This window comes from Catenovulum adriaticum, from assembly GCF_026725475.1.
GTDB lineage: Bacteria > Pseudomonadota > Gammaproteobacteria > Enterobacterales > Alteromonadaceae > Catenovulum > Catenovulum adriaticum.
Genome location: NZ_CP109965.1, coordinates 2,167,122 through 2,192,618 on the forward strand (window position 1 = coordinate 2,167,122; position 25,497 = coordinate 2,192,618).

At 39.5% G+C, this 25,497-nt stretch carries 16 protein-coding genes and 3 tRNA genes; 9 read left to right on the forward strand and 10 right to left on the reverse strand.

Going from position 1 to position 25,497, the window contains the following annotated elements; all coding sequences use genetic code 11:
* Positions 1-152: 152 nt before the first annotated feature.
* The 3 genes from OLW01_RS09405 to OLW01_RS09415 all read right to left on the reverse strand — a co-directional run bounded on the left by OLW01_RS09405 (position 153) and on the right by OLW01_RS09415 (position 443).
* Positions 153-229: transfer RNA gene (locus OLW01_RS09405), tRNA-Arg, on the reverse strand.
* A 24-nt stretch (positions 230-253) separates the two neighbouring features.
* A tRNA-Arg gene (locus OLW01_RS09410) sits at positions 254-330 on the reverse strand.
* 20 nt (positions 331-350) lie between these two features.
* Positions 351-443 (reverse strand) — tRNA-Ser (locus tag OLW01_RS09415).
* A gap of 1,174 nt (positions 444-1,617) precedes the next feature.
* On the opposite strand from OLW01_RS09415, the gene OLW01_RS09420 reads away from it, so the two are divergent.
* On the forward strand, positions 1,618-1,905 hold the full coding sequence (locus OLW01_RS09420; protein ID WP_268073616.1) for a GIY-YIG nuclease family protein: 288 nt from the start codon (positions 1,618-1,620) through the stop codon (positions 1,903-1,905).
* Positions 1,906-2,655: 750 nt separating this feature from the next.
* Here OLW01_RS09420 and cysE read toward each other — a convergent pair.
* Both cysE and trmJ read right to left on the reverse strand, forming a co-directional pair.
* The gene (gene cysE, locus OLW01_RS09425) at positions 2,656-3,471 is read right to left on the reverse strand and encodes a serine O-acetyltransferase (RefSeq protein WP_268073617.1); all 816 of its coding nucleotides are present in this window, start codon (positions 3,469-3,471) and stop codon (positions 2,656-2,658) included.
* Complete coding sequence (gene trmJ, locus OLW01_RS09430) at positions 3,471-4,205, reverse strand: tRNA (cytosine(32)/uridine(32)-2'-O)-methyltransferase TrmJ (RefSeq protein WP_268073618.1); 735 nt, start codon at positions 4,203-4,205, stop codon at positions 3,471-3,473. The genes cysE and trmJ overlap by 1 nt, the downstream gene beginning before the upstream one ends.
* Positions 4,206-4,373: 168 nt before the next feature.
* On the opposite strand from trmJ, the gene suhB reads away from it, so the two are divergent.
* The 4 genes from suhB (at position 4,374) to OLW01_RS09450 (ending at position 10,420) form a co-directional block, all read left to right on the forward strand.
* Entirely contained in the window at positions 4,374-5,177 is an 804-nt protein-coding gene (suhB, locus tag OLW01_RS09435; RefSeq protein ID WP_268076199.1) for an inositol-1-monophosphatase, read from the forward strand.
* An 823-nt stretch (positions 5,178-6,000) separates the two neighbouring features.
* A complete protein-coding gene (locus OLW01_RS09440) occupies positions 6,001-7,266 on the forward strand; it encodes a S1C family serine protease (protein ID WP_268073619.1) in 1,266 nt (421 codons plus the stop codon).
* Positions 7,257-8,276: an FHA domain-containing protein gene (locus tag OLW01_RS09445; protein ID WP_268073620.1), complete on the forward strand. Its 1,020-nt coding sequence runs from the start codon at positions 7,257-7,259 to the stop codon at positions 8,274-8,276. The genes OLW01_RS09440 and OLW01_RS09445 overlap by 10 nt, the downstream gene beginning before the upstream one ends.
* A 95-nt stretch (positions 8,277-8,371) precedes the next feature.
* Complete coding sequence (locus OLW01_RS09450) at positions 8,372-10,420, forward strand: OPT family oligopeptide transporter (protein WP_268073621.1); 2,049 nt, start codon at positions 8,372-8,374, stop codon at positions 10,418-10,420.
* Positions 10,421-11,666: 1,246 nt separating this feature from the next.
* Here OLW01_RS09450 and OLW01_RS09455 read toward each other — a convergent pair.
* The 3 genes from OLW01_RS09455 to moeA form a co-directional block, all read right to left on the reverse strand.
* A complete protein-coding gene (locus OLW01_RS09455) occupies positions 11,667-12,830 on the reverse strand; it encodes a DUF5723 family protein (RefSeq protein WP_268073622.1) in 1,164 nt (387 codons plus the stop codon).
* A gap of 102 nt (positions 12,831-12,932) precedes the next feature.
* The gene (locus tag OLW01_RS09460; protein WP_268073623.1) at positions 12,933-16,142 is read right to left on the reverse strand and encodes an Ig-like domain-containing protein; all 3,210 of its coding nucleotides are present in this window, start codon (positions 16,140-16,142) and stop codon (positions 12,933-12,935) included.
* 176 nt (positions 16,143-16,318) lie between these two features.
* Positions 16,319-17,533 (reverse strand): molybdopterin molybdotransferase MoeA, encoded by a 1,215-nt coding sequence (gene moeA, locus OLW01_RS09465; RefSeq protein ID WP_268073624.1) that lies wholly within the window; start codon positions 17,531-17,533, stop codon positions 16,319-16,321.
* Positions 17,534-17,629: 96 nt separating this feature from the next.
* On the opposite strand from moeA, the gene OLW01_RS09470 reads away from it, so the two are divergent.
* Entirely contained in the window at positions 17,630-19,510 is a 1,881-nt protein-coding gene (locus OLW01_RS09470; RefSeq protein WP_268073625.1) for a methyl-accepting chemotaxis protein, read from the forward strand.
* 148 nt (positions 19,511-19,658) lie between these two features.
* Here the strand turns inward: OLW01_RS09470 and OLW01_RS09475 are convergent, their stop codons facing one another.
* Together OLW01_RS09475 and OLW01_RS09480 are read right to left on the reverse strand one after the other, a co-directional pair.
* The gene (locus OLW01_RS09475; RefSeq protein WP_268073626.1) at positions 19,659-20,591 is read right to left on the reverse strand and encodes a LysR family transcriptional regulator; all 933 of its coding nucleotides are present in this window, start codon (positions 20,589-20,591) and stop codon (positions 19,659-19,661) included.
* Between the two features lie 145 nt (positions 20,592-20,736).
* Positions 20,737-21,084 carry a Grx4 family monothiol glutaredoxin gene (locus OLW01_RS09480; RefSeq protein WP_326498571.1) on the reverse strand — a complete coding sequence of 116 codons (348 nt, stop codon included), beginning with the start codon at positions 21,082-21,084 and terminating at the stop codon, positions 20,737-20,739.
* A 297-nt stretch (positions 21,085-21,381) separates the two neighbouring features.
* Here OLW01_RS09480 and sodB point away from each other — a divergent pair, with 297 nt between their 5' ends.
* The 3 genes from sodB (at position 21,382) to OLW01_RS09495 (ending at position 25,487) form a co-directional block, all read left to right on the forward strand.
* Positions 21,382-21,966, forward strand: coding sequence for a superoxide dismutase [Fe] (gene sodB / locus OLW01_RS09485; RefSeq protein WP_268073627.1), 585 nt, complete (start codon positions 21,382-21,384; stop codon positions 21,964-21,966).
* Positions 21,967-22,238: 272 nt separating this feature from the next.
* Entirely contained in the window at positions 22,239-24,161 is a 1,923-nt protein-coding gene (locus OLW01_RS09490; RefSeq protein ID WP_268073628.1) for a PrkA family serine protein kinase, read from the forward strand.
* Between the two features lie 57 nt (positions 24,162-24,218).
* Positions 24,219-25,487: a YeaH/YhbH family protein gene (locus OLW01_RS09495; protein WP_268073629.1), complete on the forward strand. Its 1,269-nt coding sequence runs from the start codon at positions 24,219-24,221 to the stop codon at positions 25,485-25,487.
* Positions 25,488-25,497: the final 10 nt, after the last annotated feature.

Genomic DNA, 25,497 nt, shown 5'->3' on the forward strand with positions numbered 1-25,497 from the left:
AAGTGGCTTAAGTTTAGTAAACAAATTCAGTGTTTTTACATTGTAGTTAAAATAATTTAACTCTAAGGCGCAAAAGTATTAAAAAATACCACCTACACAATTTAACAACACTGCTCATTTACAACTAATAATAAGATGGTAAAACTGAGAAGTGGCGCGTGTGGAAGGATTCGAACCTCCGACCGCCTGGTTCGTAGCCAGGTACTCTATCCAGCTGAGCTACACACGCGTTTTGATATTAGGGTAAGATAAATGGCGCGTGTGGAAGGATTCGAACCTCCGACCGCCTGGTTCGTAGCCAGGTACTCTATCCAGCTGAGCTACACACGCGTATTTGATCTTTACGAAAATGGCGGTGAGAGAGGGATTCGAACCCTCGATAGGGCTACAAACCCTATACTCCCTTAGCAGGGGAGCGCCTTCAGCCTCTCGGCCATCTCACCGTTTTCGTTGGGGCGCATATTAACGATTCTCAGATTTTTGTCAAACTTTTTTCTAAAAAAAATCCATATTTTTTTTGATTAATTAATTATTAACCAAGTTTTGTGCAAATATAAATCAAAGCGGTTAGTTTTTGAATAAATGCGTTTTTGGGTTAATGGATTGCTGGGACGCTTCGCTTCTGGGATTTGGAGTTTTGGGATCTGGGGGTTGCATTCCGTAGTTGGAAAACGTCAAAGGGATCCCCGCCTCGATAACTGCTCCCTGCGTTATCTACCTCCTGAATCCATTCAGTCGTTCGCGGGTATGACGATGGTGTTGAGTATTGTCATACCTGTATTACTCCGTCATCCTTTTTTACGCTGTCATCCCTGCGTAGGCAGGGATCCCGCAATCACCATAAAATCTAAGTCAAAGCAACTGAATTAATCAGCACTATTGTCGCTTGTTATTTCAACATACTAAAAAAATTCGAAGCCGCCAAAGGGATACCCGCCTCGATAACTGCTCCTTGCGTTATTCTACCTCCTGAATCCATTCAGTCGTGCGCGGGTATGACGGTTGGGCGGAAATCCGTCTTCCCTGCATTTACTCCGTCATCCCTGCGTAGGCAGGGATCCCGCAATCACCACAAAACCTAAGTCAAAGCAACTAAACCAATCAGCACTATGGTCGCTTGTTATTTCAGAATACTAACAACGTTCGAAGCCGCCAAAGGGATACCCGCCTGCGCGGGTATGACGGTTGGGCGGAAATCCGTCTTCCCTGCATTTACTCCGTCATCCCTGCGTAGGCAGGGATCCCGCAAGCACCACAAAATCTAAGTCAAAGCAACTAAACCAATCAGCACTATGGTCGCTTGTTATTTCAGAATACTAACAACGTTCGAAGCCGCCAAAGGGATACCCGCCTGCGCGGGTATGACGGTTGGGCGGAAATCCGTCTTCCCTGCGTAGGCAGGGATCCCGCAATCACCACAAAACCTAAGTCAAACCAACTGAATTAATCAGCACTATTGTCGCTTGTTATTTCAGAATACTAACAAGGTTCGAAGCCGCCGAAGTGAATTATCATTATTAGTTCGAATTGATGAAAAAGACATTCTAGTTTTCAGTCAAATTCTAAAACTCGGTTTATAATTAACGGAACGGATATTTATTCAAAACGGAGTTTGAAATGCTGCATCAACCTTGCGTCTACATATTATCAAGTAAAAAGCATGGAACTTTATATATTGGTGTAACAAGTGATATTAACCAGAGAGTTTGGCAGCACAAGCAAAAGTATAACTCTGGGTTTACTCAAAAATATGACATCACTAATTTGGTTTATGTTGAATGCCATCAAACTATGTATGAGGCAATAACCCGAGAAAAACAAATGAAAAAATGGAAAAGAGCATGGAAAGTTAATTTAATTGAAGAAAATAACCCTGACTGGAACGATTTATGGCCGTTAGTTTAAAATGTGTTATCCCTTGGTTTACCTCGTCATCGCTGAGAACGACTGAATGGATTCAGGAGATCGAGCAATGCAGGGAGCAATTGCCGAGGCAGAGATCCCGCAAGCACTTTAAAAGACATTACAAAATACAAATTCAGCCAGCAATATAATTGCCTGTACCTCTTAATCCCTACCACAGTTCAACATCGCCAAAGGGATACCCGCCTTCGCGGGTATGACGGTTGGGCGGAAATCCGTCTTCCCTGCATTTACTCCGTCATCCCTGCGTAGGCAGGGATCCCGCAATCACCACAAAACCTAAGTCAAACCAACTGAATTAATCTGCACTATTGTCGCTTGTTATTTCAAAATACTAAAAAATTCGAAGCTGCCAAAGGGATACCCGCCTCGATAACTGCTCCCTGCGTTATTCTACCTCCTGAATCCATTCAGTCGTTCGCGGGTATGACGGTTGGGCGGAAATCCGTCTTCCCTGCATTTACTCCGTCTTCCCTGCGTAGGCAGGGATCCCGCAATCACCACAAAACCTAAGTCAAACCAACTGAATTAATCAGCACTATTGTCGCTTGTTATTTCAGAATACTAACAAGGTTCGAAGCCGCCAAAGGGATACCCGCCTCGATAACTGCTCCTTGCGTTATTCTACCTCCTGAATCCATTCAGTCGTGCGCGGGTATGACGATGGTGTTTAGTGCCGTCTTCCCTGCGAAGGACTGAATGGGACCAGTCATACAAAGGTACCGGGTAAAATTAAATTTGCGGATCGAATGCTTCGTGGTGGTTGGTTCTGTCGCGGGCGGCGTCTTGTTCGGCTTTGACAATTTCATCATCATCTATGGTTAAACCAGGGATGGCTTGATCGCAAACATCACCCCCCATTTTTTTCACTTCACGGCACAGTTCAATCACTTTACTGTCCATAAAATGCATGTGATCTAAGATACGACCAATATGATTGGCAACTGGATCTGGGTTATCAGAGCTAACCGCATAAGCATCAAAGCCGTATTTTTTGGCGATGGCTTTGCGTACTTCATCTGTTTTTTGTTGTGATTTGGGTACTACAATACGCCCTGGTATACCGATACAGGTTGCTTCTGCTGGGACATCTTTAACCACTACAGAATTTGAGCCTACTTTTGCATTTTCGCCAATATTAATTGGCCCTAATACTTTTGCGCCTGCCCCCACTACCACGCCATTGGCTAAAGTTGGGTGTCGTTTACCTTTATTCCAGCTGGTGCCGCCTAAAGTTACCCCATGATATAAAGTGCAATCGTCCCCTATTTCGGCTGTTTCACCAATGACAACGCCCATGCCATGGTCAATAAAAAAACGACGGCCGATAGTTGCGCCGGGGTGAATTTCAATACCGGTTAATAATCTTGCTACGTTAGAGACAAAACGTGCCAGCCATTTCCAATTATGTTGATACAAAGGATGGCTTATTCTGTGCCACCAAATCGCATGCATGCCCGGATAGTTAGTTAAAACATCCATAAAGTTTCGAGCGGCTGGGTCACGATGAAAGACAGCTTGAATGTCTTCTTTTAGCCTGTCGAACATTATTGTTTACCTTTATTTTTAACCAGCTTATCAACCGACGCTAACATACCACGTAAAATATTAAGTTCATGCGATTCAGGTCGAGCGCGGTTAAATAAGCGTTTTAATTTACTCATAACTTGGCCCGGGTGATTTTTAACAATAAATTCGGTGCCAATTAGTGTTTCTTCAAGGTGCTTGTAAAAACGCTCCATATCATCAACCAGTGGATAAGGTTCCACTTGCGTTTCAAATTTTTCTTGCTGTAAATAAGCCATTCTAACTTCGTAACAAAGGGTTTGTACTGCTGCAGCTAAATTGAGTGAACTATAATCTGGATTTGCCGGAATAATGGCATGGTAAGTGGCTTTTTGCAGCTCTTCATTATTTAAGCCGTTATTTTCACGACCAAAAATAAGCGCAACTTCACCATCGTCGTGCTGGGCTTCTTGAATTAATTTAATGCCAGATTCTCTAGGGTCAAGTTCAGGCCAAGCCAAAGTTCGGCTACGTGCACTGGTTGCAATCACTAACCGACAGCCTGCCAGCGCTTCATCTAATGTATCTACAATTTTAGCCTTGCCTAATACGTCCGTTGCACCGGCGGCAAGCGCTGATGAATGGCTATCCGGTTTTGAAACCGGGTCAACTAACCACAAATTAGACAAGCCCATGGTTTTCATCGCGCGAGCGGTTGAACCTATGTTACCAGTGTGAGAAGTATTAATTAAAATAATCCGGATCTTATCAAGCATGTACAGGTGTCCTCTAGAATTGAGCGCGTATTCTAGCATAGACAAGCTTTTTGTTAACTCAAAGCTGAGTTATTTTTATGAAAAATCGGCTAATTTACTGGCTAAAAATGACTTGTTCAATTATAATACGCGCCGATTTTTAGTTCTTTTACATGACAGGGTAAGATGATGCATCCAATGCTGACCATTGCGGTACGCGCAGCGCGTAAAGCAGGCCATACGATTTCTCGTGGCTTTTCACAATTAGACCGAGTAACGGTTGAAAATAAAACTGACAATGATTTTGTAACCAATATTGACCGCGAAGCGGAACGCGATATTATTTCAACCATTTTACAATCTTATCCTGATCATAGTTTTATTGGCGAAGAAGGCGGCCATAAAACAGGTAAAGACGCAGATTACGTTTGGGTAATTGACCCATTAGATGGCACATCTAATTTCTCTCGTGGTATTCCTCATTTTTGTGTTTCGATTGCGCTTAGAGTTAAAGGCAAAACGGAAGTTGCGGTTGTTTATGACCCTATCCGTGATGAACTTTTTACTGGCGTAAAAGGCCGTGGCGCTCAGTTAAATGAATTTAAAATCCGAGTTGCTAAGAAAAAAGACATGACTGGCACTATTTTAGCAACGGGTTTTCCGTTTAAAGCTAAACAACATTATGATGCTTATATAGGTACATTTGGCGCTTTATTTAAAATTGGTGGCGATGTACGCCGCGCTGGCTCTGCGGCGCTTGATTTAGCTTACCTTGCTGCTGGCCGTTATGATGCATATTGGGAATTTGGTTTAAAACCTTGGGATACCGCTGCTGGTGAATTAATTGTGCGTGAAGCAGGCGGTATGGTAACTGATATGGTTGGCGGTCATAATTACTTTAAATCAGGTAATATTGTGGCAGCTAACCCTAAATTATTGGCGATTACCTTAAAAGAAATTCAGCCTTTTTTAACCCCAGAATTAAAAAAGTAACTCAATAATCATTAAAAATTAATTGCCAAAAAGCAATTAAACCAATATTTAAAGCCCGCTAACCATATAGTTAGCGGGCTTTTTTATTTTTGAAACTTAAAAACGTGCGCTATCGGCAATTGCTCCCGGCGTTGCCTTAAATTTAGGAACGCGTGCGCAAGCTGCACGCCTACGGTGTTTTATGCCAGTTTTGCGTTTGCGGGGAAAGGTGGTTTTAAACCTAGCGCCTGAATCCTAAAACCTCAAACCTTCCCGGTGGCTTACGCTCATGCTTCGCTAAACCACCCTACGTTTTACAAACCTCGTAGGCGTGCAGCTGGCCTATAGGGATATAGGTCGTAGAGCATTGCCGGGAGCAAAATGCCGATAGCGCACGCGGTGTTTTATGCCAGTTTTGCGTTTGCGGGGAAAGGTGGTTTTAAACCTCAAACCTAGCGCCTGAATCCTAAAACCTTCCCGGTGGCTTACGCTCATGCTTCGCTAAACCACCCTACGTTTTACAAACCTCGCAGGCGTGCAGCTGGCCTATAGGGATATACGTCGTAGAGCATTGCCGGGAGCAAAATGCCGATAGCGCACGCGGTGTTTTATGCCAGTTTTGCGTTTGCGGGGAAAGGTGGTTTTAAACCTCAAACCTAGCGCCTGAATCCTAAAACCTCGAACCTTCCCGGTGGATTACGCTCATGCTTCGCTAATCAAGGCTACGGTTTAGCTCTCAACCCTAGCGCCTAGAAAATTAGCGTGTTTTGGGTATATATTTATTTTAATCGATTTGTTATCTTGAACTTGCCTATTCAAATTACATAAAGACTTATCTATTTTTATGAAAATCATACATTTATTGACTGCTAGCTGGGCATTCATATATTTATTTACGGCAACTGCTTTTGCTCAAAATAATGCTGATGCGTTATTTAAAGAGTATGAAACGGTTGTTTTTCAAGTTCAACTTATTGAAAAAAACAGCAATAAAAAATCCGCAATTGGTTCTGCATTTTTAATTGAAGGTGGCCATATTGTCACTAATTATCATGTTGTTTCATTATTTGTGAACAGCCCTAATCAATATCGTATTGAATTACTCACGGATAAAAACACAAACTTGCCTGCTAAATTAGTTAATTTTGATGTGGTAAATGATTTGGCTATTTTAAAAGCTGATATTCATACGCTTATTCAATTAAAATTAGCGACAGAAAGCCCAAACCAAGGGGAAGACATATTCTCTATTGGTAACCCACATGACTACGGCATGATAGTATCGCCCGGCACATATAACGGCATTACGGCTCATAGCTTTTACCAACGCATAAATTTTACCGGCTCCATTAACCCCGGGATGAGCGGCGGCCCTGTTTTAAATCAGCAAGGTGAAGTTATAGGTGTTAATGTCGCCACTGCGGGTAATCAACTGGGTTTTTTAGTGCCCTTAACTAAACTAAAAACCTTATTAACAACAACCAAAGCGCCGATCTTAGTTGAAAATTACAACCAGCATATTGAAACCCAATTATTTACCAGCCAACAAGCATTATATGAACCTTTATTAGCAAGCGACTGGCCTCAAACTCGGTTAGGTCAAACTCAGGTGTTAAGTGAAATTGCACCTTTTATTCCTTGCTGGGGGCAATCAAATGCCGAGGCTGAAAAAGCACAATTTAAGGTCAGTGAAATTAATTGCTTAAGTAAAGAAAAGCTCTATTTAAACCGAAATTTTCAAAGCGGCAATATTGAAATTCAATTTAGTTGGTTAGATAAAGATAAACTCAATGCGATGCAATTTAGCAAACTGCTAGAAGGCTCTTTTTCGCGTGCGGGCCCGGGCAACGCGGCGGGCGAAAAAAATGTAAGCAATTATCACTGCAATCAAAATTTTACTCACCCTGCGCAAAACAATGCCAACTTTAAAAGTACCTATTGTGTGAGAAACTATAAAAAGTATCCCAGCTTATATGATGTTTTATTTATGTCGGTGTCTGTTCATAATAATAGCTCATCGTTAATGAGCCACTTTACGTTATCGGGCGTGAGTAAAGAAAATGCACAAGCCTTTACTCAAAAATTTATGGAGGCAATTCAATGGAATTAATCATTCAAACTTTGTCTCGCTCGGGTAAAGTTAGTCAACAGCAAAAAGCCTCATCTAATGTTATTCGCATTGGCCGAGCTTATGATAATGACATTATTTTAGAAGATATTCACATTAGTGAGCATCATGCCCAAATTAGCCAAAACGAACTGGGCGAATTTGAAATTGAAGACTTAAATTCGTTAAACCATGTTTTTGATAAAGATAAGAATCAATTACTCAATAAAAAAACACTTAAAAGCGGAGATGAGTTTTATTTAGGTAAACTTAGAATCAAAATATTATCACCTCACCACCCAGTAGCAGAAACCATTGCTTTAACTAAAAGTGAAGAAACCGCTGAGTTTTTCTCAAGCAAACTATTTTTTATAACCAGCTTTAGTTTATTTATTAGTTTGTTTGCTTTAACTGAGTATTTAACTTTTTTTGGTGAATTTAAAATAAAGCAATTATTTAATCCGGTACTGAGTTTAATTTTTGCGTTAACCTTGTGGCCTATCTTTTGGAGCTTATTATCCAGATTTTTTAAGCACGAGGCTCGATTTTGGGCTCATTTGTCCACCTTATTGATCACGCTACTTAGTCTAAAAGCGCTAACGAGCGTTAGCAGTTTGGTGGCTTATAATACGAATGGCACAATTGCCAACGTGATGAATGCGATGGTCGGTTTTGTTATTGTGTTTGCTTGTTTACGTTTTAGTTTATATTTATTTAATCAAAAACGTGATCGTCGCCAGCTCTGGCTAAGCTTTTCACTCAGCTGCTTTTTATTTGGCTTAGCTTCGCTTGGTTATTATGCAAAACATAAAGACTTTAGCGCCAGACCAAGCTATTCAGGGTTAATTTTACCTAGTCAGTTTTTATTAAAAGACAGCATTAGCATTGGCGATTTTGTTGATAACAATAGCGAGCTATACTCAAGTGCACAACAAGAAGCACGTGAAAAAAAGCAAGATGAGCATTCGACAGATCAAAACGAAACAGAAAATGAAAATTTAATTGAGATGTAGTTAACCTCAACAAAGCAGCTAAGCTGTGATAGCTTGGCTGCTTTGTCTTTATTGGTCATAATGGCAAAAAAGCGCCACCAGAAACAGGATTTTGTATGGCTCAAACAACCCCTATCATCCCAGCTCAACAATCTATTATCGAATTTAATTTAAATACCATTATATTAGCTATTATTTTGGCTGTTATTTTAACCGCAGCTAATGCCTATATAGGCCTGCTCGTTGGTATGACAGTGTCAGCTTCTATTCCAGCTGCGGCCTTAAGTATGGCGATTATGAGTTGGTTTAAAAATACGAATATTTTACAAAATAATATGGTGCAAACTTCGGCATCGGCCGGTGAAGCTTTGGCGGCTGGGGTTATTTTCACCGTGCCAGCCCTGGTATTAATGCAGGCTTGGCAAGGATATTCATTTTGGCCTATTTTAATTTTGGCTTTAAGTGGTGGCCTTTTAGGGGTTATTTTTACTATTCCGCTAAGACGCGCGTTAATTATTAATCGCTCTTTGGCTTTTCCTGAAGGGGTTGCAACCGCTGAAGTATTACAAGCTGGTTTTCAATTAACCGGTACTCAAGCTAACCCCACTGAATTAAATAATAGTACCCACTATAAACAAACCGAGTTTAGCTCGAAAAGCCAGTTAGGGGTTCGTCATTTACTTCAAGCCTGTGGCATTAGCGCGCTATTTAAATTAATAGGGACTGGTTTTGGCATTTTTTCGGCGTCTGCCACTTGGATAAAACCACTATTAAATGGTCAAATATTAGCTAATTTTAGCATTCAATTTAGTCCGGCGTTATTAGGCGTTGGTTATATTGTTGGCATTAATATCGCCATTTTGGTGTTAATGGGTGGATTAATTGGCAGCTTAATTGGGATTCCACTCAATTGGTATTTACAGTCTGATTTTTGGCTTGAACAAGTACAAGTTGCTGATACGAATTTATTAACCCAAACCGATTGGCAGCAACTTGCCAATATGATTTGGCAAGATAACCGCCGTTTAGGGGTTGGCGCTATGTTAGTGGGTGGTTTGTGGTCGCTGATTCAAATTGCAAAACCAGTTTGGGTTAGCATTAAAACCAATTTAAAATCATTCCAATCATTTAAGCAAACCGATAATCAAATATTAAGAACTGAGCACGACTTACCTTTCGCCTTATTAATATTGGCTATGCCTATTGTTATTGCTCCGTTGGTATTTTTAATATACCCATTACTGGGAGGAACACCCTACCCTGTTATGTTCACTTTGATTTGGACTTTGTTTGTTGTGGTTTTTGCTTTTATTTTTTCGTCGGTTGCGGCCTATATGGCTGGGGTGGTGGGGAGTTCAAACAACCCAATTTCTGGGGTGACAATCGCCACTGTTTTAGTTAGCTCGGTTATTTGGTTTTATTTATTGTCTGGGTTAACTCAAGTAGCCCAAATTGGTGGCATTATTGTCATGTATTTAGCCGCTGTGACTTGCTCGGCTGCTGCTATTTCAGGTGATAATTTACAGGATTTAAAGTGTGGCCATATTTTAGGCTCTACGCCATGGAAGCAACAGGTATTTCAAATGATTGGGGTAGTAGTAGCGGCTATCGTTTTACCTTTTATTTTAATTTTATTGGATACCAGTTATGGGATTGGACGAGCCAGTGAAGCGAACCCAAATGCTGATTTTTTAGCGGCACCGCAAGCCGTTTTAATGCGTGATTTAACCACGGGTATATTTAATCAAAGTTTAGATTGGTTGATGATTCAGCTTGGCGCGCTTATCGCATTTATTATCATTATTGTTGATTCTATATTGGCACGTTTTAAGGCTAAATTTAGGCTGCATGTTTTAGCGGTTGCGATTGGTATTTATTTGCCTTTAGCGTTGGCTATTAGCTTGTTTATTGGCGCTTTATTAAGGTTTTGGTTAGAGAGTAAGTTAAAGCATCGTACTGAATCTGAAAAAGCTGCTCATAATAAAAACGGTTTATTGTTAGCTTCTGGTTTAATTACGGGTGAAGCATTAATGGGCGTGTTATTAGCTGTGTTTGCCGCTTTTGTAATACCCCTTGCAACCCCTATTGAATATGCCAGCTGGACAGGCGTAATCGCCTTTTTCTTAATTTGTTTATATATTTATAAACGCAGCCGAGCGGATTAGGTGTTAGGTTTCTAGGGGCTAGAATTTAGGCTTGTTTTATAAACCTTGTAGGCGTGCAGCTTGCGCACGCGGGTTTTTGGTTAAATTAATTTCGTGTTGCTGATAAGATGGATTCCGTATCACGTTCGTGCCTCACTGTACGGAATGACGAGGTGTGGAAGCGTGTGCTATCGGCTATTGCTGATGTGGTGCCTTGAATTTAGAAGCGCGAGCTATCGGCAATTGCTCCCTGCATTGCTCTACGACCTATATCTCTATAGGCCAGCTTCGCGTCTACGGTGCTTTAAGTCAGACTTTAGGTTTGAGAATTTAGATTTTAGAATTGAGGGGTTAGGGTTTTCCTAGCGCCTAGAAGCGCAGCGGCCTAGTTCCTAACATTGTATTCCTCGATTACGCTCATACTTCGCTAATCAAGGCTACGTTTTTAGGTTTGTTTTATAAACCTTGTAGGCGTGCAGCTTGCGCACGCGGGTTTTTGGTTAAATTAATTTCGTGTTGCTGATAAGATGGATTCCGTATCACGTTCGTCCCTCACTGTACGGAATGACGAGGCGTGGAAGCGTGTGCTATCGGCTATTGCTGATGTGGCGTCTTGAATTTAGAAGCGCGCGAGCTATCGGCATTTTGCTCCTGTGTTGCCTTGAACCCAAAAACGCGAGCTATCGGCAATTGCTCCCTGCATTGCTCTACGACCTATATCCCTATAGGCCAGCTGCACGCCTACGGTGTTCTAGGCCAGCTTCGCGTCTAAGGTGCTTTAAGTCAGACTTTAGGTTTTAGAATTTAGATTTTAGAATTGAGGGGTTGGGGTTTTCCTAGCGCCTAGAAGCGCAGCGACCTAGTTCCTAACATTGTATTCCTCGATTACGCTCATACTTCGCTAATCAAGGCTACGTTTTTAGGTTTGTTTTATAAACCTTGTAGGCGTGCAGCTTGCGCACGCGGGTTTATGGTTAAATTAATTTCGTGTTGCTGATAAGATGGATTCCGTATCACGTTCGTGCCTCACTGTACGGAATGACGAGGCGTGGAAGCGCGTGCTATCGGCAATTGCTCCCTGCATTGCTCTACGACCTATATCCCTATAGGCCAGCTTCGCGTCTACGGTGCTTTAAGTCAGACTTTAGATTTTAGATTTTAGCATCGTAGGTACGATTAGCGACGTGGGCGCGTAATCGTACATTTGTGGTGTTTGAAGTCATCCTCAATTACGCTCATTCTTCGCTAAACCACCCTATGGTTTTAGCTACCAGGCATAGTTAAGCGAAAAATCGATAATAATGGTACCAGCTTGCTGGAAGTTAATGGTTTCGCTAGCCACTGAGACATTAAAATACGCATGTTTGGCTCTCACTATTAAAGCATTAGATTTGGCTTGATAACCTAGCTCAAACCGGGTGTTAAAATAATCACCACCTACCCCTAATGAAGGAAAATAGCTATCTTCCACGGTATAAAGCTCTGCCCATACGGGTATTGCATAGTCAGCAGATAACCTCAAATTAGTTTGCGTTGGTATGCTTTGCTTATATTTACCATCCGAAAATTGGCCTTTAAAACTGGGTTTAATCGAAAACGAGCCATCTGGGTTAAATACTTCGTTTTGCGTATCTAACTGACCTTGGGTAATACCTAACTGTTTATAAGTAAATTGGTTAAATAAATCCCAAACACTTGCTTCAAATCGCCAATTTTTATTTATTTGATAAGCCAATTGCATATCAATACTATACCCATCGCCATCCTGTTTCCAGGCGCCATGACAACCCGGCACGGGCGGATCACTTTGTGAGCAGTTGTTTCGGTCTAATAAAGCATCTTGAAAATATTTATAGTCAATATCACCGGTCACTTCAAAATGTTCGCCATCATCTTCAACATGAAAAATGCCATTAATGTCGCCATTTTGCATATTCTGAACATGCCAATAATTCGCCACAACATTCATATCCAGTTGCTTAAATTGCCATTGATAGCCCAAACCAAATCCATTTGCTTTAACATGGTTGGCCGAGAATTTAAGCAAGTATTTATCTTTATTAACTGGCCTTTGATTGCGCTCTAAAAAAAAGAGTTGAGCTGCATCTGGCGTAAATTGAATATCATAATCATAACGGCTGGCTAACTGAATAAACCAATGGTCCCAGCTAACTCGAATGTTAGCCCGATTATGAGTAATAGCTTGACGGCCCTGTTCTGGTTTAGATGAAAAGCTGGTTTCTCGCCCAATTCTAGCAACAGGAATAACCCCAGCAAAGGTTTCTATAACGGGCATCACTTCGCTGTAACTAAAAGAGTTAATATTAAATTCAACTTTGTAAGCTTTGTCATTTTTTATTTGTGCAAACGCTGGCTGGCTCAGCAATACAAATAACGTAAGTAAGGCTTTTATATTTTTTGGTATATGCATGTAAGGTCACTATAACAGCTTGAACTGGCGCTCTAAGTAAACAAATAAAAAGAGGGCATGCGCCCTCTTTTGTTAGTTTAATACGTTGAAAATAGCATAGAATTAAAAGAAGGTTTCAAAGCGATTAGTCCCTGTGTAATACACCTCAACTAAGCCATCTTCATTTTCTTCAAAAGTTGCAAGTAAGCTATTGTCGTCGTCATCAGTGCGAATTTCTGCGACGATCGTTTTATCATTTTCAGTTGGATACAATCCATTTTCGTCGTAGTTAACATATAAGCCATCATCATTTTTGATGGTGATATTATCTTCTTGCTCAGAATCATAAGTTAGTGTTAACTGACTGTTTGAATCTTTCATTTCAATAGACACTGTGGCTTTTTCATAACCGGTGCGCATCACTTTGGCAACAATACTCCCTTGAGATTCAACTTGTGGATTTGCATCAAAAGCAATACTGGCTGTTGTATTTAACCAGGTATTTTCATCTTCAAGATCTAACGATAATGATAAGCTATCACCTTGATTCGTAATTAGTACATCACTCGGTAGTGTGTAGCCAGCCGCGTTTGCAATAGTTAATACAAAGTTGGCTTCTAATGTATTAGTTGAGTCTGTTGTAAATTTGCCTCGAGCTGAAACATTAGTTGGTAAATATAAAGTGAAAGATTCAGTTTCAACGCTATTGTCTTGTGTATCTTCAAGCTGAACGTCTATCGTTTGGCCTTTAACTAAAGTAAAGTTGAGTCCACCTTCAAAGCGAACATCTTGGGTCAAATCACCCGTTGCTTCTTGCAGTAAATCAACTTCGATAGCCGCAATCATTTCCAGCACTTTATTTTGTTCATGTTCTGTATTCGCGCTGCCCGCTAGCACTATCTCAAACATAGATTGGTCGGTAAATTCAATCGAGGTTTTGCCTGCAACTAAATGACCTTGGTGAATAATCCCTTTAATCATTTTTTCAGTCAGTTCAGAGTCTTGGGGTTCTTCTTCCGGCACGACAAATTCAGCATCAATATTTAAGGTGTGTCCATTTTGAGTAACATCTACCTTTAACTGCGCTTGGGTATCCACTAATTCTTGCACGGTTATCATACCGCTTAAGCTGGCATCATATTGAGCACTGTCAAATACGGTTTCATCTGTTTGGCCTGAGTTAATATCATCCATAATTTGCTCAACAACCGCCGCCACATCACCTAAAATGGTCATATCAGATAACTGAGTTTCAAATACTGGGCCTGCTGTATCTACTACGTCCAACATGGCTCTGGTATCTTCAACCAAAGTACCGGCGCCTTCAAAATCATTCGGGAATAAATAAGCCCCCCAATTTCGCATGTCTTCGACCATTAACATGGCTTTGGCCGCTGAGTCGTTTGCGCTGATTTCAACATTAACAATGGCTGTTTCCATCATTCCGGTTTCGGTGGTAACTTGATAACTAAAGCTATCACTACCCACTGCGCTATCTGAAGGCTGATATGTTAATTCTCCATCGGCTGAAATATTGGCTAGCCCTTTGTCTGTTTCTAGCTGGTCAACCTCTGCTGAATCATTTAATAATTTTACCGATTGAATTTGTGCACTAAATTTATCATTTGCTAGTACATTAATGCTGGCATTGGCAAATTGAGGTGTATTGATGGTGTCGGCTTCAGCATCTACTACTGAGCTAATCATGTAATCAAAGGTATTCTCATCACTTTCCCCTGATTTTAAATTAACTTTGTAAGTGAGCTGATCGCTTCCATTAAAGTCAGCATTAGGCATATATTCAATACTGTTTGCATCAACGTTAGCTGTACCATTAGCAGGCTGAGTCACTATTTCAATGCTTTCAATATTATCAATATCATAAGTGCCAATAGCAGAATCGGTTCGGCTTTCATCTTCAGCCAACTCAAAACTACCACCCGCTAAATCATCTTGCGCTTGCACTTGCAATGTCACTTTTGCAGTAAACATTAAATTTAGCGCTTTTACCGTATAGGTAAATTCGTCTTCACCGCTAAAATCAGCATTAGGTGTATACGTAATTTTGCCATCACTAATTTCGGCGGTACCATTGCTAGGCATCGAAACAGAATCAAGGGTAATTTGTGCAGTATTATCGCCTTCTATTGATAAGGTATCATTAGCTAGTACATCAATGGTTAAACTGCCATCTTCAGCTAACTGGCGATCATCGGCAATGAGTTTGCCTTTTACGACAGGCCCGGTAGGATCATCGTTTATATCATCTTCTGTAAACTCGTCACCTGCTCTATCTTCGTCGCCAGCTTCTTCAATATCATCTTCTGCTTCTAAAATAATATCATTGTAAGCTTCGCTGATATTTGTATTATTTTGCAGTGCATCTTTAGCGATCTGTTCAGCTGCTTGTTTTTCTTCATCCGTTAATTCAGTTGAGTTTTGTATTTTTTCAATTATTTTTTGTTCTAACTGACTATTTAAATTTTTAATTTCTGCCAAGGTATCAGCCAACGAGATAACATTTTCACCACTGCTGGCAGCTCCAACTTTAATCGTACCTTGATTATCTGCAATGTCTTGCGCGGCCACTTTAAGGAAATTCGCTAAGCTATCGGATTTTACCGCTTTTGCCGCAATTGCGGCATTAATAGCCGCTGCTTGAAATGTTTGAGTGTCAACTTGAGCTAATTCAGCTTGGTTTGTAATATCAATAATTTCGATCTCAGAAACATCAACCCCTTGCCCTAAATTAAACAGCTGAGCAACTTGCTGGTTAACCGCAGACACAGCATTAAGCGCATCGATAGAACTATTATTTGCCAAGGTTTCTTCAAATAACGTCGCTGCAATATTCGTTAAAGGAGTTACGTTAGTCGTCACTTGTGTATTTTCACTATCGCCTTTAACCGCTTTGGCCACCGCTGACAGTTCAAAATTAGTGTCTAGCGTTAAATCTTGACCAAATGCAATATCACCACAGCCATCTATCACATCACATACCATTAATGTATTGGCTGTAGGGGTAATCATGATTTTTATAGCGCCTTGATAATCACCTTCTAAATTAGCGGTATATTTACCATCATTATCTGTAAGTATTTCGCTGGGTACTGTGGTTAACTTTTCCCCTAAAGAGCCGGTCTCTGTTACTTTATAGATGGAGACTAACCCTTGCTTGATAATACCTTTTGAGGCCTTACCTGATACTTCAATATTAACAATTGGATCAGGTGTGACCTCATCATCGTTACTATCACTACCACCACAGCTAATCAACGCAGAGCTCGCAAGCCCTAATAATATATATTTTTGAGTATTTTTAGATATTTGCATTTAGTTAAGTTCCTTGGTGCTATTATGACGCGCTTTAAGTATTAAACTATATCTAACAAGACTAGATGAAGTTTTGATGAATAACAGAGATTTTAATAAAAAGCAGCCTAATAAACCCAAAACAAAAAAACAAAAACCTTAATAAATATTAACCTTTAGTTTTATTACTGAAACCTTTATTTAAACAATTCAACATTCACATGTTCGCCGTCTCCTACATGACCTTGTTCTGCTTCCAACACAATATAGCAATCCGCGTAAGCAACTGACGATAAAACTCCTGAGCTTTGCTTTCCGGCCGGCTCGACTGCAACCACTATATTATTTTTTCGGATTAATCGCGCACGTTGAAAATCTTTGCGGCCTGGTCTTTTGCGCAACGTTCCGCTCACAGGTAAAGATAGTCGAACTTTTGGTTCAGGCTGCTGACCGGCTAAATGCGATAAGGCGGGTTTAACCAATTGTTCAAACGTGACATAACTTGAAACAGGGTTGCCCGGTAAGCCCAAGAATAAAGCCTGATTAATTTTACCAAATGCAAAAGGTTTACCCGGTTTAATCGCTAATTTCCAAAAATTAATTTCGCCAATTTTATCAATAACTTGTTTTGTATAATCAGCGTCACCTACCGATACTCCTCCGCAAGATACTATTGCATCACAACGATTCGATAAGGTTATAAAAGCTTGCTCTATTGCTGAAAAATCATCAGCTATCACGCCTAAATCAACCACTTGAATATACGCATGATTTAACAAGGCTTTAAGCATTGGCCGATTACTATCATATATTTGCCCCGCTGATAATAATTCCCCCGGCTGCTTTAATTCATCTCCTGTGGTGAATACGCCAACTTTAATTGGTTCAAATACACTTACTTGAGCGATACCTAGTGATGCTAATAAACCAATATCGACCGCACGTAACAACTGCCCTTTTGCTAATACTTTGTGGCCTTGTTGAATATCATCTCCCATTAGCCGGATGTTTTGATTTGCAGGGGCAATTTCGCTAAGTTCAATATGCTGCTCAAGACGCTTTGCGTTTTCTTGCATCACCACGGTATTAGCCCCCTCAGGGATCACCGCGCCTGTCATAATACGGATACATTCGCCTGGTACAATTTTGTGCTGATAAGGTTGGCCGGCTAACGCTTTGCCAACTACTTTGTATTTCAAAGTGTCAGGTTTTATCGCGATGGCGTAACCGTCCATCGCAGAATTGTCATAAGGCGGTACATTAATGGGTGATACTATATCTTCAGCCAAAATACAGCCTTGTGATTCGGATATCGTTTTTGTTAAGTTGCGCTTTATTGGTTTAGTTAAAGTTAGCATTTGAGTTAATGCATCCTCTAACGGTAATAGGGGTTGAGAATCACAATGGATCATTATTACTCCTTATTTTAAAAACGATAAATTTATTATTTTTAATTTGTAATTGATACTTGTAAAATTGAGTATTAATCATTGTTTTCGGAAAATTACATGAATTTTATGTACCAGTTAAGTATTAGACAACGTACTTATCTTAATATCTTCATTTCTTGTTTAGGCATCATCGTTATCGTCTCAATTATCAGCTCTGATTTTACTAAATTAAATGCACTAAACGACGAAAAACTACATATAGCCCAGCTAGAAACCAGCGTATTAGAGTTAAGACGCGCTGAAAAAGATTTTTTAGCTCGTAAATCACTTAGCTATGTCAGTGAGTTTGAAGAAAAACATGACAACATAAAGCAGCAAATTAGCGATATGAAAAGCAGCTTACAAGTATCAGACATAGATACTCGAGCATTAGCCGATTTTGCCAAACAAATTGAAACCTATAAAAGACTTTTTATTGAAATAAGTCAACATCAAAAAAGTATCGGCTTGGATCATGAATCTGGATATTACGGCACTTTAAGAGCAGCCGTACATAAAATTGAAGATTTAATTAAGCAACAGCAAAATGATGCATTATTAGTACAAATGCTCCAGCTGCGACGAGCAGAAAAAGATTTTATGCTCAGGATGGATACAAAGTATTTAGATAAATTTACCGTGCTCATTAATAATTTTTCAACTCAAATTAACGCCGCAGATATAAATAGCCAGGTAAAAAGCCAAATACAACAAGCGCTAGCCAAATATAAAAATGATTTTAATGCGTTTGTACAAGCCTATATGACATTAGGTTTAAATAGCCAATCTGGTTTGAAAGGTCAGATGCGCAACAGCATTCACCAAACAGAACAAAGCCTAAATACCTTGCTCACGCAAACCACAAGTGCGATTAAAACTAAATTTGAAAATACCTTATTCAATGGCATTACGGCCATTATAATTGTCATTTTACTTTTAATTATTGCTGCTTACTTTGTATCGATTAGCATCACCCGCCCTATTGATAAGCTATGTCAGACAATAGAAAAAATTAGACAAACTAATGATCTCTCGATTAGATTAGATGAATCAGGTAACGATGAAATTAGTTTTTTAAGTAAAACTTTTAATCAGCTACAAGCCGATTTTTCTGATGCGATTGGCTATATTAACGCAACCACTGCTGAGTTAGATAACACCATGGCTAAGCTGTCACAAATGACAGCCGATACCCAAAACTTTATGCAAGAGCAGCACAGCCAAGCAGATATGGCGGCAACTGCGGCAACCGAGATGCAAACCACGGTTGCCGAAATTGCCCAAAATACAGAGTCAGCAGCGAGCAATGCTGCAAATACAGCGAGTTTAACAAACCAAGGTAAACAGCAGGTTGATCAAACCGTTAGTGTTATTAGTGAACTGGCTGAACATTTAAATAATGCCAGTAGCGAAATAAATAAATTAGAAGATGATAGCCGCACTATAGGTAACATTATTGAGGTTATTCAAGGTATTGCTGAGCAAACTAATTTATTAGCGCTAAATGCAGCGATTGAGTCAGCACGCGCCGGTGAACAAGGTAGAGGCTTCGCAGTTGTTGCTGATGAAGTACGAAACCTTGCGATGCGCACGCAAGAGTCAACGAAGCAAATTGAAACTACGATCAGCCAATTACAAAATCGTTCCTCAGCGATTGTTAGCTTGATTCAAACTTGTTTACATAATGGCGAAACATCGGTTGAGCAAGCCCAAAGAGCCAATCAAATGTTAGAGCAAATCCAAGGGGAAATTAGTTCTATTTCAGATATGAGTACCATGATTGCCACCGCGGTAGAAGAACAAAACGTGGTGACCGATGAAGTAAATCAAAATGTGGTGAAGATTCGTGATATCTCTGATGAAATTTATAAAATGTCAGAAACCAATACTCATATTAGTCAATCAATAAACGCTAGCATTACCGAGTTACATCAGTCAGTCGATAAATTTAAAGTATAATCTCTGAGCGTGGTTATACGTTAAATTCAAACGCCCTTATCAAAAACAAAAAAGCCGAATACACTTTTATGTATTCGGCTTTTTTAATATCTGTAAATAACCACTAAAAATCGTAAGTTTGGTTTTTTGTGTGCTTACGCTTTACCGCTTACGACGAGGCAACTTCAGTAATTAATCGGCGTAACCAAATATGACTTGCATCGTGATGTAAGAGCGGACTCCAAATCATATCAAGCTTAATTTGTGGCAGTTCAAATGGTGGCTCTAACATCACAATATTAGGATCATGTAAATAATTAGCAGTTGCGCGCTTTGGCACTGTCACCATTAATTTTTTAGCCATCGCTAATTGAATTGCAACATGATAATTTCGAGTGAATACTCTAATTTCACGTTTTTTTCCTAACGAGTCTAACTTTTCATCTACCCAGCCGAGTTTTTGAATATCACTTGGGTCCATACCCAAGCCAACCCCAAACCCAGTTTTACTTACCCATACATGCTGAGATTGACAGAAGGCATCCAATCCCCAATCACCAATCACAGGGTTTTCTTTATGCGTTAAACAAACAAATTGATCCGTCCAAATAACCTTTTGATGAAAAGACAAAGGTAAATCATCAAATCGATTAATTGCCATATCAATTTTACCTTCCTCTACGTCATGGAAGGTTACATCACTAGGTGTCATCACATCTAACGATACGTTAGGTGCTAATTCTTGCAACCGAGATAATAACGCAGGTAATAACGTAGACGCCGCATAATCACTCGCCATAATGCGAAAAACGCGAGTACTGCTTTCTGCTTTAAAAGGGTCTGTTGGCTGAAGCGCTTCTTCTAAGTCGAGTAAAATTCGTCTAACGGTTGGTTGTAATTTTCGTGCTTTTTCAGTGGGAGACATGCCGTCTGAGGTTCGTACCAAAACAGGATCGCTTAATAACTCTCGCAATCTTTTTAAGCCATTACTCATAGCTGGTTGGGTAATACCTAATTGCTGAGCGGCGCGGGTTACGTTTTGCTCTCTTAAAAGCACATCGAGGTAAATCAGTAGGTTTAAATCTATCTTAGATATATTCATTTGTATTATAAGCTGAAGCTGAATAATTCATGCGGTGAATGTTACTGGTTTTTCATACATTCAACAAGCTTATCTGTAAAAAAAATATAAAAAAGCCCGTTGTAATTAGTAACGGGCTTGTTAACCAACGAATCTAGCGTTTAAATTAGCTTTCGCTATCTGACTCTACTGGTTTGTGTTTAGCTGCAGTCTCTTTGATTAATGACTGTAATTCGCCTTTTTGAAACATTTCTAAGATAATGTCGCAACCGCCAATTAGCTCACCTTCAATCCATAATTGTGGAAAAGTTGGCCAGTTAGCGTATTTAGGTAATTCAGCGCGAATATCTTGGTTTTGTAAAATATCTACGTATGCGAATGGTTCGCCACAGCTCATTAAAGCTTGTGCTGTTTGCGCTGAAAAACCACAGCTAGGTAACTTAGGGCTACCTTTCATAAATACCAAAATCGGGTTTTCACTGATCTGCTGTTTAATTTTATCTAAAGTTTCCATAATGCGGTACACCTTTAATCTTTATACTTGAGTGCTATTGTAAAGTATTATCTCAATTGACCCAAGTGCTTTTGGCTAAATCAATCTTAAATGAGCAATTTGTTGGTTATGCTGAATAAAAAACAAATGAATACCGAAAATAAAGCGCCAAGGGGTTGAGAATTGCCAGTCGCGCCACTATTGTATCAATGAGTCGCTATCTTAGTTATAAAAAGCCCCCTTGTTTTTAGGTTTTTTATAATTGAATTATCTCTAAGATAGAGTTGATCAATACAACTAGCCAACGGAGAGAGTAACATGGCATTTGAATTACCAGCATTACCTTATGAAAAAAATGCATTAGAGCCGCATATTTCAACTGAAACAATTGAATATCACTACGGTAAGCATCATCAAACTTATGTAACTAAATTAAACGGTTTAGTTGAAGGCACAGATTTAGCTGAAAAGTCACTTGAAGATATTATCAAAACTTCATCTGGTGGTATTTTCAACAATGCTGCTCAAATTTGGAACCATACTTTTTACTGGCACTGCTTAAGCCCTAACGGCGGCGGTGAGCCAACAGGCGCAGTTGCTGATGCAATCAATTCAGCATTTGGTTCTTTTGAAGAATTTAAAAAGCAATTTAACGAAAAAGCAGTTAATAACTTTGGTTCAAGCTGGACTTGGTTAGTGAAAAAACCTGACGGTACGGTAGATATTGTAAATACATCTAACGCAGCAACGCCACTAACAGATGCTGATACCAAGCCTTTATTAACGGTTGATTTATGGGAACACGCTTATTACATTGATTATCGCAATGTACGCCCTAATTACCTTGAAGCTTTTTGGGCATTAGTAAACTGGGACTTTGTTGCTGCTAATTTAGCAAGCTAAGTGACTCGGTTTATCATATAAAAATCAGGGTATTATGCCCTGATTTTTATATCCTCTTTTATTTACCTTACTCTGCTATCTACTTATCAACACAGATAAAATTTATTAAAAAATTCATTTTATTTGCTGTCGTTTAATCATTCTTAGGTCTACGCTTAAATTAATCTAAAAGCACGTTTTTTCTAAAAGCGCATCTTGATTAATGAAAGACGTAAACTTGCTTTCAAATTTGCTGAATTCTTAATCTGAGCTGGCAACGCTAGGAGGCCTGCATGGGTATATTTGAGCATTATCAACAAAGGTACGAGTCAAAACAGGAAGAAGAATATTCCATTCAAGAATTTTTAGAACTCTGTAAAACTGACAAATCTGTTTACGCTAACGCTGCTGAAAGGTTACTCACAGCTATTGGCGAACCTGAAATGATAGATACCGCACAAGATCCAACATTAAGCCGATTGTTTTCAAACCGAGTCGTTTCTCGCTACCCTGCATTTTCAGAGTTTTATGGCATGGAAGATGCCATTGAACAAATTGTCTCTTACCTTAAACATTCCGCCCAAGGGCTAGAAGAAAAGAAACAGATTTTATATTTATTAGGCCCAGTTGGTGGGGGTAAAAGCTCGCTTGCTGAAAAAATAAAACGCTTAGTAGAAGTTTGCCCTATTTATATTTTAAAAGGCTCTCCGGTTAACGACCACCCGCTGTGCTTATTTGATTTAGAGCAAGATGGAAAAATTTTACAAACCGAATTTAATATTCCAAACCGCTACTTAAAAACCATAATGTCACCTTGGGCTAGAAAACGCCTGCATGAATTTAATGGTGATATTAGTCAATTTAGAGTAATAAAAGTTTATCCATCTGTACTGGACCAAATTGCGATTGCCAAAACTGAACCTGGTGATGACAACAACCAAGATATTTCAGCTTTAGTGGGTAAAGTTGATATTAGAAAATTAGATGAATATGCACAACATGATCCCGATGCCTACAGTTATTCAGGCGCACTTTGCAAAGGTAATCAAGGGGTTATGGAATTTGTTGAAATGTTTAAAGCGCCTATTAAAGTACTACACCCATTGTTAACCGCAACCCAAGAAGGTAACTATAACCCAACGGAAGGCATGTCGGCTCTACCTTTTGATGGCATGGTTTTAGCGCATTCAAATGAATCTGAGTGGCAAGCTTTTAAAAACAATAAAAACAACGAAGCGTTTTTAGATAGAGTTTATATTGTTAAAGTGCCTTACTGTTTACGCATTTCAGAAGAAGTTAAAATATATCAAAAGCTAATAGAAAACAGCGAATTAAAAGATGCTCAGTGCGCTCCGGGCACGTTGGAAACTTTAGCGCAATTTTCTGTATTGTCGCGTTTAAAACCACCCGAAAACTCTAGTATATTTTCAAAAATGCGCGTGTATAACGGTGAAAGCTTGAAAGATACCGATCCTAAAGCTAAGTCTTACCAAGAATACCGAGATTTTGCTGGGGTTGATGAAGCTATGTCTGGCCTGTCGACTCGATTTGCATTTAAAATTTTATCTCGGGTATTTAATTTTGATCATACTGAAGTGGCTGCTAACCCTGTACATTTGTTTTATGTGCTGGAGCAACAAATTGAGCGTGAGCAATTTTCAGCAGACGTTGCCGAGCTTTACCTTGAACATTTAAAAGGCTATTTAATTCCTAAGTATGTCGAATTTATAGGGAAAGAAATTCAAACTTCGTATTTAGAATCTTATTCAGAATATGGTCAAAATATATTCGACCGTTATGTCAGTTATGCTGATTTTTGGATTCAAGATCAAGAATATCGCGATCCAGAAACCGGTCAGCTTTTTGACCGAAGCGCACTCAACAATGAGCTTGAAAAAATTGAAAAACCAGCAGGTATTAGCAACCCAAAAGATTTTAGAAATGAAATTGTGAATTTTGTATTACGAGCTCGAGCCAATAATGGAGGCAAAAACCCAGCTTGGACAGGCTATGAAAAATTAAAAACTGTTATTGAGAAAAAAATGTTCTCTAATACTGAAGAGTTGCTGCCTGTTATTTCATTTAACGCTAAAACCTCCAATGAAGATCAGAAAAAACATGATGATTTTGTCGCCCGTATGATGGAAAAAGGTTATACAAAAAAACAAGTTAGACTACTGTGTGAATGGTATCTGAGAGTTAGAAAATCGTCTTAATTGAACAAACATTGCCTGCAAATAAACCATACGTTATAGGCAAATGTAGGAGCCAATATGACGAATTTTATTGATAGACGCTTAAATGCCAAAAATAAAAGTGCGGTTAATCGCCGCCGCTTTTTGCGCCGTTATAACCAGCAAATTAAAGAAGCGGTCTCAGATGCTATTAATCAGCGTAGTGTCACGGATATTGATTCTGGTGAGAGTGTCAGTATTCCAAAAAGAGATGTATCTGAACCTTTTTTCCATCAAGGAAAAGGCGGCCACCGCGATATGGTTCACCCTGGAAATGATCAATTTACTCAAGGTGACAAAATTAATCGCCCACCCTCAGAAGAAGGCAGTGGCGCGGGTGAAGGTGAAGCGACTCCAGATGGTGAAGGGGAAGATAATTTTGTATTCCAAATTTCAAAAGAAGAGTATTTAGATATTCTTTTTGAAGATCTTGAACTGCCCAACCTTAAAAAAAATCAAATAGCCAAAGTGACTCAATATAAAACGGTGCGTGCTGGTTTTAAATCTGATGGTAATCCAAGCAGTATAGACATTGTTCGTTCACTGAAAAACTCTTTAGCAAGACGCACAGCCTTAACCGGAAAACATAAAAAACAATTAAAAGAAGCTGAAAAACAACTGGCACAACTACGCCATGCGCCTCACAATCACAGCGCTGATATTCATATTCTTGAAGCCGAAATTGAAGCATTAAAAAAACGAATTAAAAAAGTCCCGTTTATTGATGAGTTTGATTTAAGATATAAAAATTACAATAAGCTGCCCTTACCTAGCAGCAAAGCTGTGATGTTTTGTTTAATGGATGTTTCCGGCTCAATGGATCAAACCACTAAAGATATGGCGAAGCGTTTTTATATTTTATTGTATTTGTTTTTAACCCGTACCTATAAAAATGTTGAGGTGGTTTATATACGTCATCACACTCAAGCAAAAGAAGTAGACGAACACGAATTTTTTTACTCGCAAGAAACCGGCGGTACTATTGTCTCCAGCGCTTTAAAGTTAATGTCTGATATTGTTAAAAAACGCTATCCACAAGATGAGTGGAACATTTATGCGGCACAAGCCTCTGACGGTGATAACTGGGCTGATGATTCTCCATTGTGTGTTGATATTCTTAATCAACACATTCTCCCTTTAATCCGCTACTACGCTTATATTGAAATAACAACTCGCAACCATCAGTCGCTATGGCGAGAATACGAAAAACTCAGTGCAGAAAATTCTCATTTTGCAATGCAGCACATTACTCAGGTTGCGGATATTTACCCTGTTTTTCGTGAACTGTTTAAAAAACAAATAAAATAAGGCGGAGCTT

Excerpts from the sequence above, each read along its gene's own strand:
- suhB (WP_268076199.1), top strand. The coding sequence starts at position 4,374 with ATGCATCCAATGCTGACCATTGCGGTACGCGCAGCGCGTAAAGCAGGC.
- cysE (WP_268073617.1), bottom strand. The coding sequence starts at position 3,471 with ATGTTCGACAGGCTAAAAGAAGACATTCAAGCTGTCTTTCATCGTGAC.
- OLW01_RS09450 (WP_268073621.1), top strand. The coding sequence starts at position 8,372 with ATGGCTCAAACAACCCCTATCATCCCAGCTCAACAATCTATTATCGAA.
- OLW01_RS09470 (WP_268073625.1), top strand. The coding sequence starts at position 17,630 with ATGAATTTTATGTACCAGTTAAGTATTAGACAACGTACTTATCTTAAT.
- OLW01_RS09460 (WP_268073623.1), bottom strand. The coding sequence starts at position 16,142 with ATGCAAATATCTAAAAATACTCAAAAATATATATTATTAGGGCTTGCG.
- sodB (WP_268073627.1), top strand. The coding sequence starts at position 21,382 with ATGGCATTTGAATTACCAGCATTACCTTATGAAAAAAATGCATTAGAG.
- OLW01_RS09455 (WP_268073622.1), bottom strand. The coding sequence starts at position 12,830 with ATGCATATACCAAAAAATATAAAAGCCTTACTTACGTTATTTGTATTG.
- OLW01_RS09495 (WP_268073629.1), top strand. The coding sequence starts at position 24,219 with ATGACGAATTTTATTGATAGACGCTTAAATGCCAAAAATAAAAGTGCG.
- OLW01_RS09475 (WP_268073626.1), bottom strand. The coding sequence starts at position 20,591 with ATGAATATATCTAAGATAGATTTAAACCTACTGATTTACCTCGATGTG.
- OLW01_RS09420 (WP_268073616.1), top strand. The coding sequence starts at position 1,618 with ATGCTGCATCAACCTTGCGTCTACATATTATCAAGTAAAAAGCATGGA.
- OLW01_RS09480 (WP_326498571.1), bottom strand. The coding sequence starts at position 21,084 with ATGGAAACTTTAGATAAAATTAAACAGCAGATCAGTGAAAACCCGATT.
- OLW01_RS09445 (WP_268073620.1), top strand. The coding sequence starts at position 7,257 with ATGGAATTAATCATTCAAACTTTGTCTCGCTCGGGTAAAGTTAGTCAA.
- moeA (WP_268073624.1), bottom strand. The coding sequence starts at position 17,533 with ATGATCCATTGTGATTCTCAACCCCTATTACCGTTAGAGGATGCATTA.
- OLW01_RS09490 (WP_268073628.1), top strand. The coding sequence starts at position 22,239 with ATGGGTATATTTGAGCATTATCAACAAAGGTACGAGTCAAAACAGGAA.
- trmJ (WP_268073618.1), bottom strand. The coding sequence starts at position 4,205 with ATGCTTGATAAGATCCGGATTATTTTAATTAATACTTCTCACACTGGT.
- OLW01_RS09440 (WP_268073619.1), top strand. The coding sequence starts at position 6,001 with ATGAAAATCATACATTTATTGACTGCTAGCTGGGCATTCATATATTTA.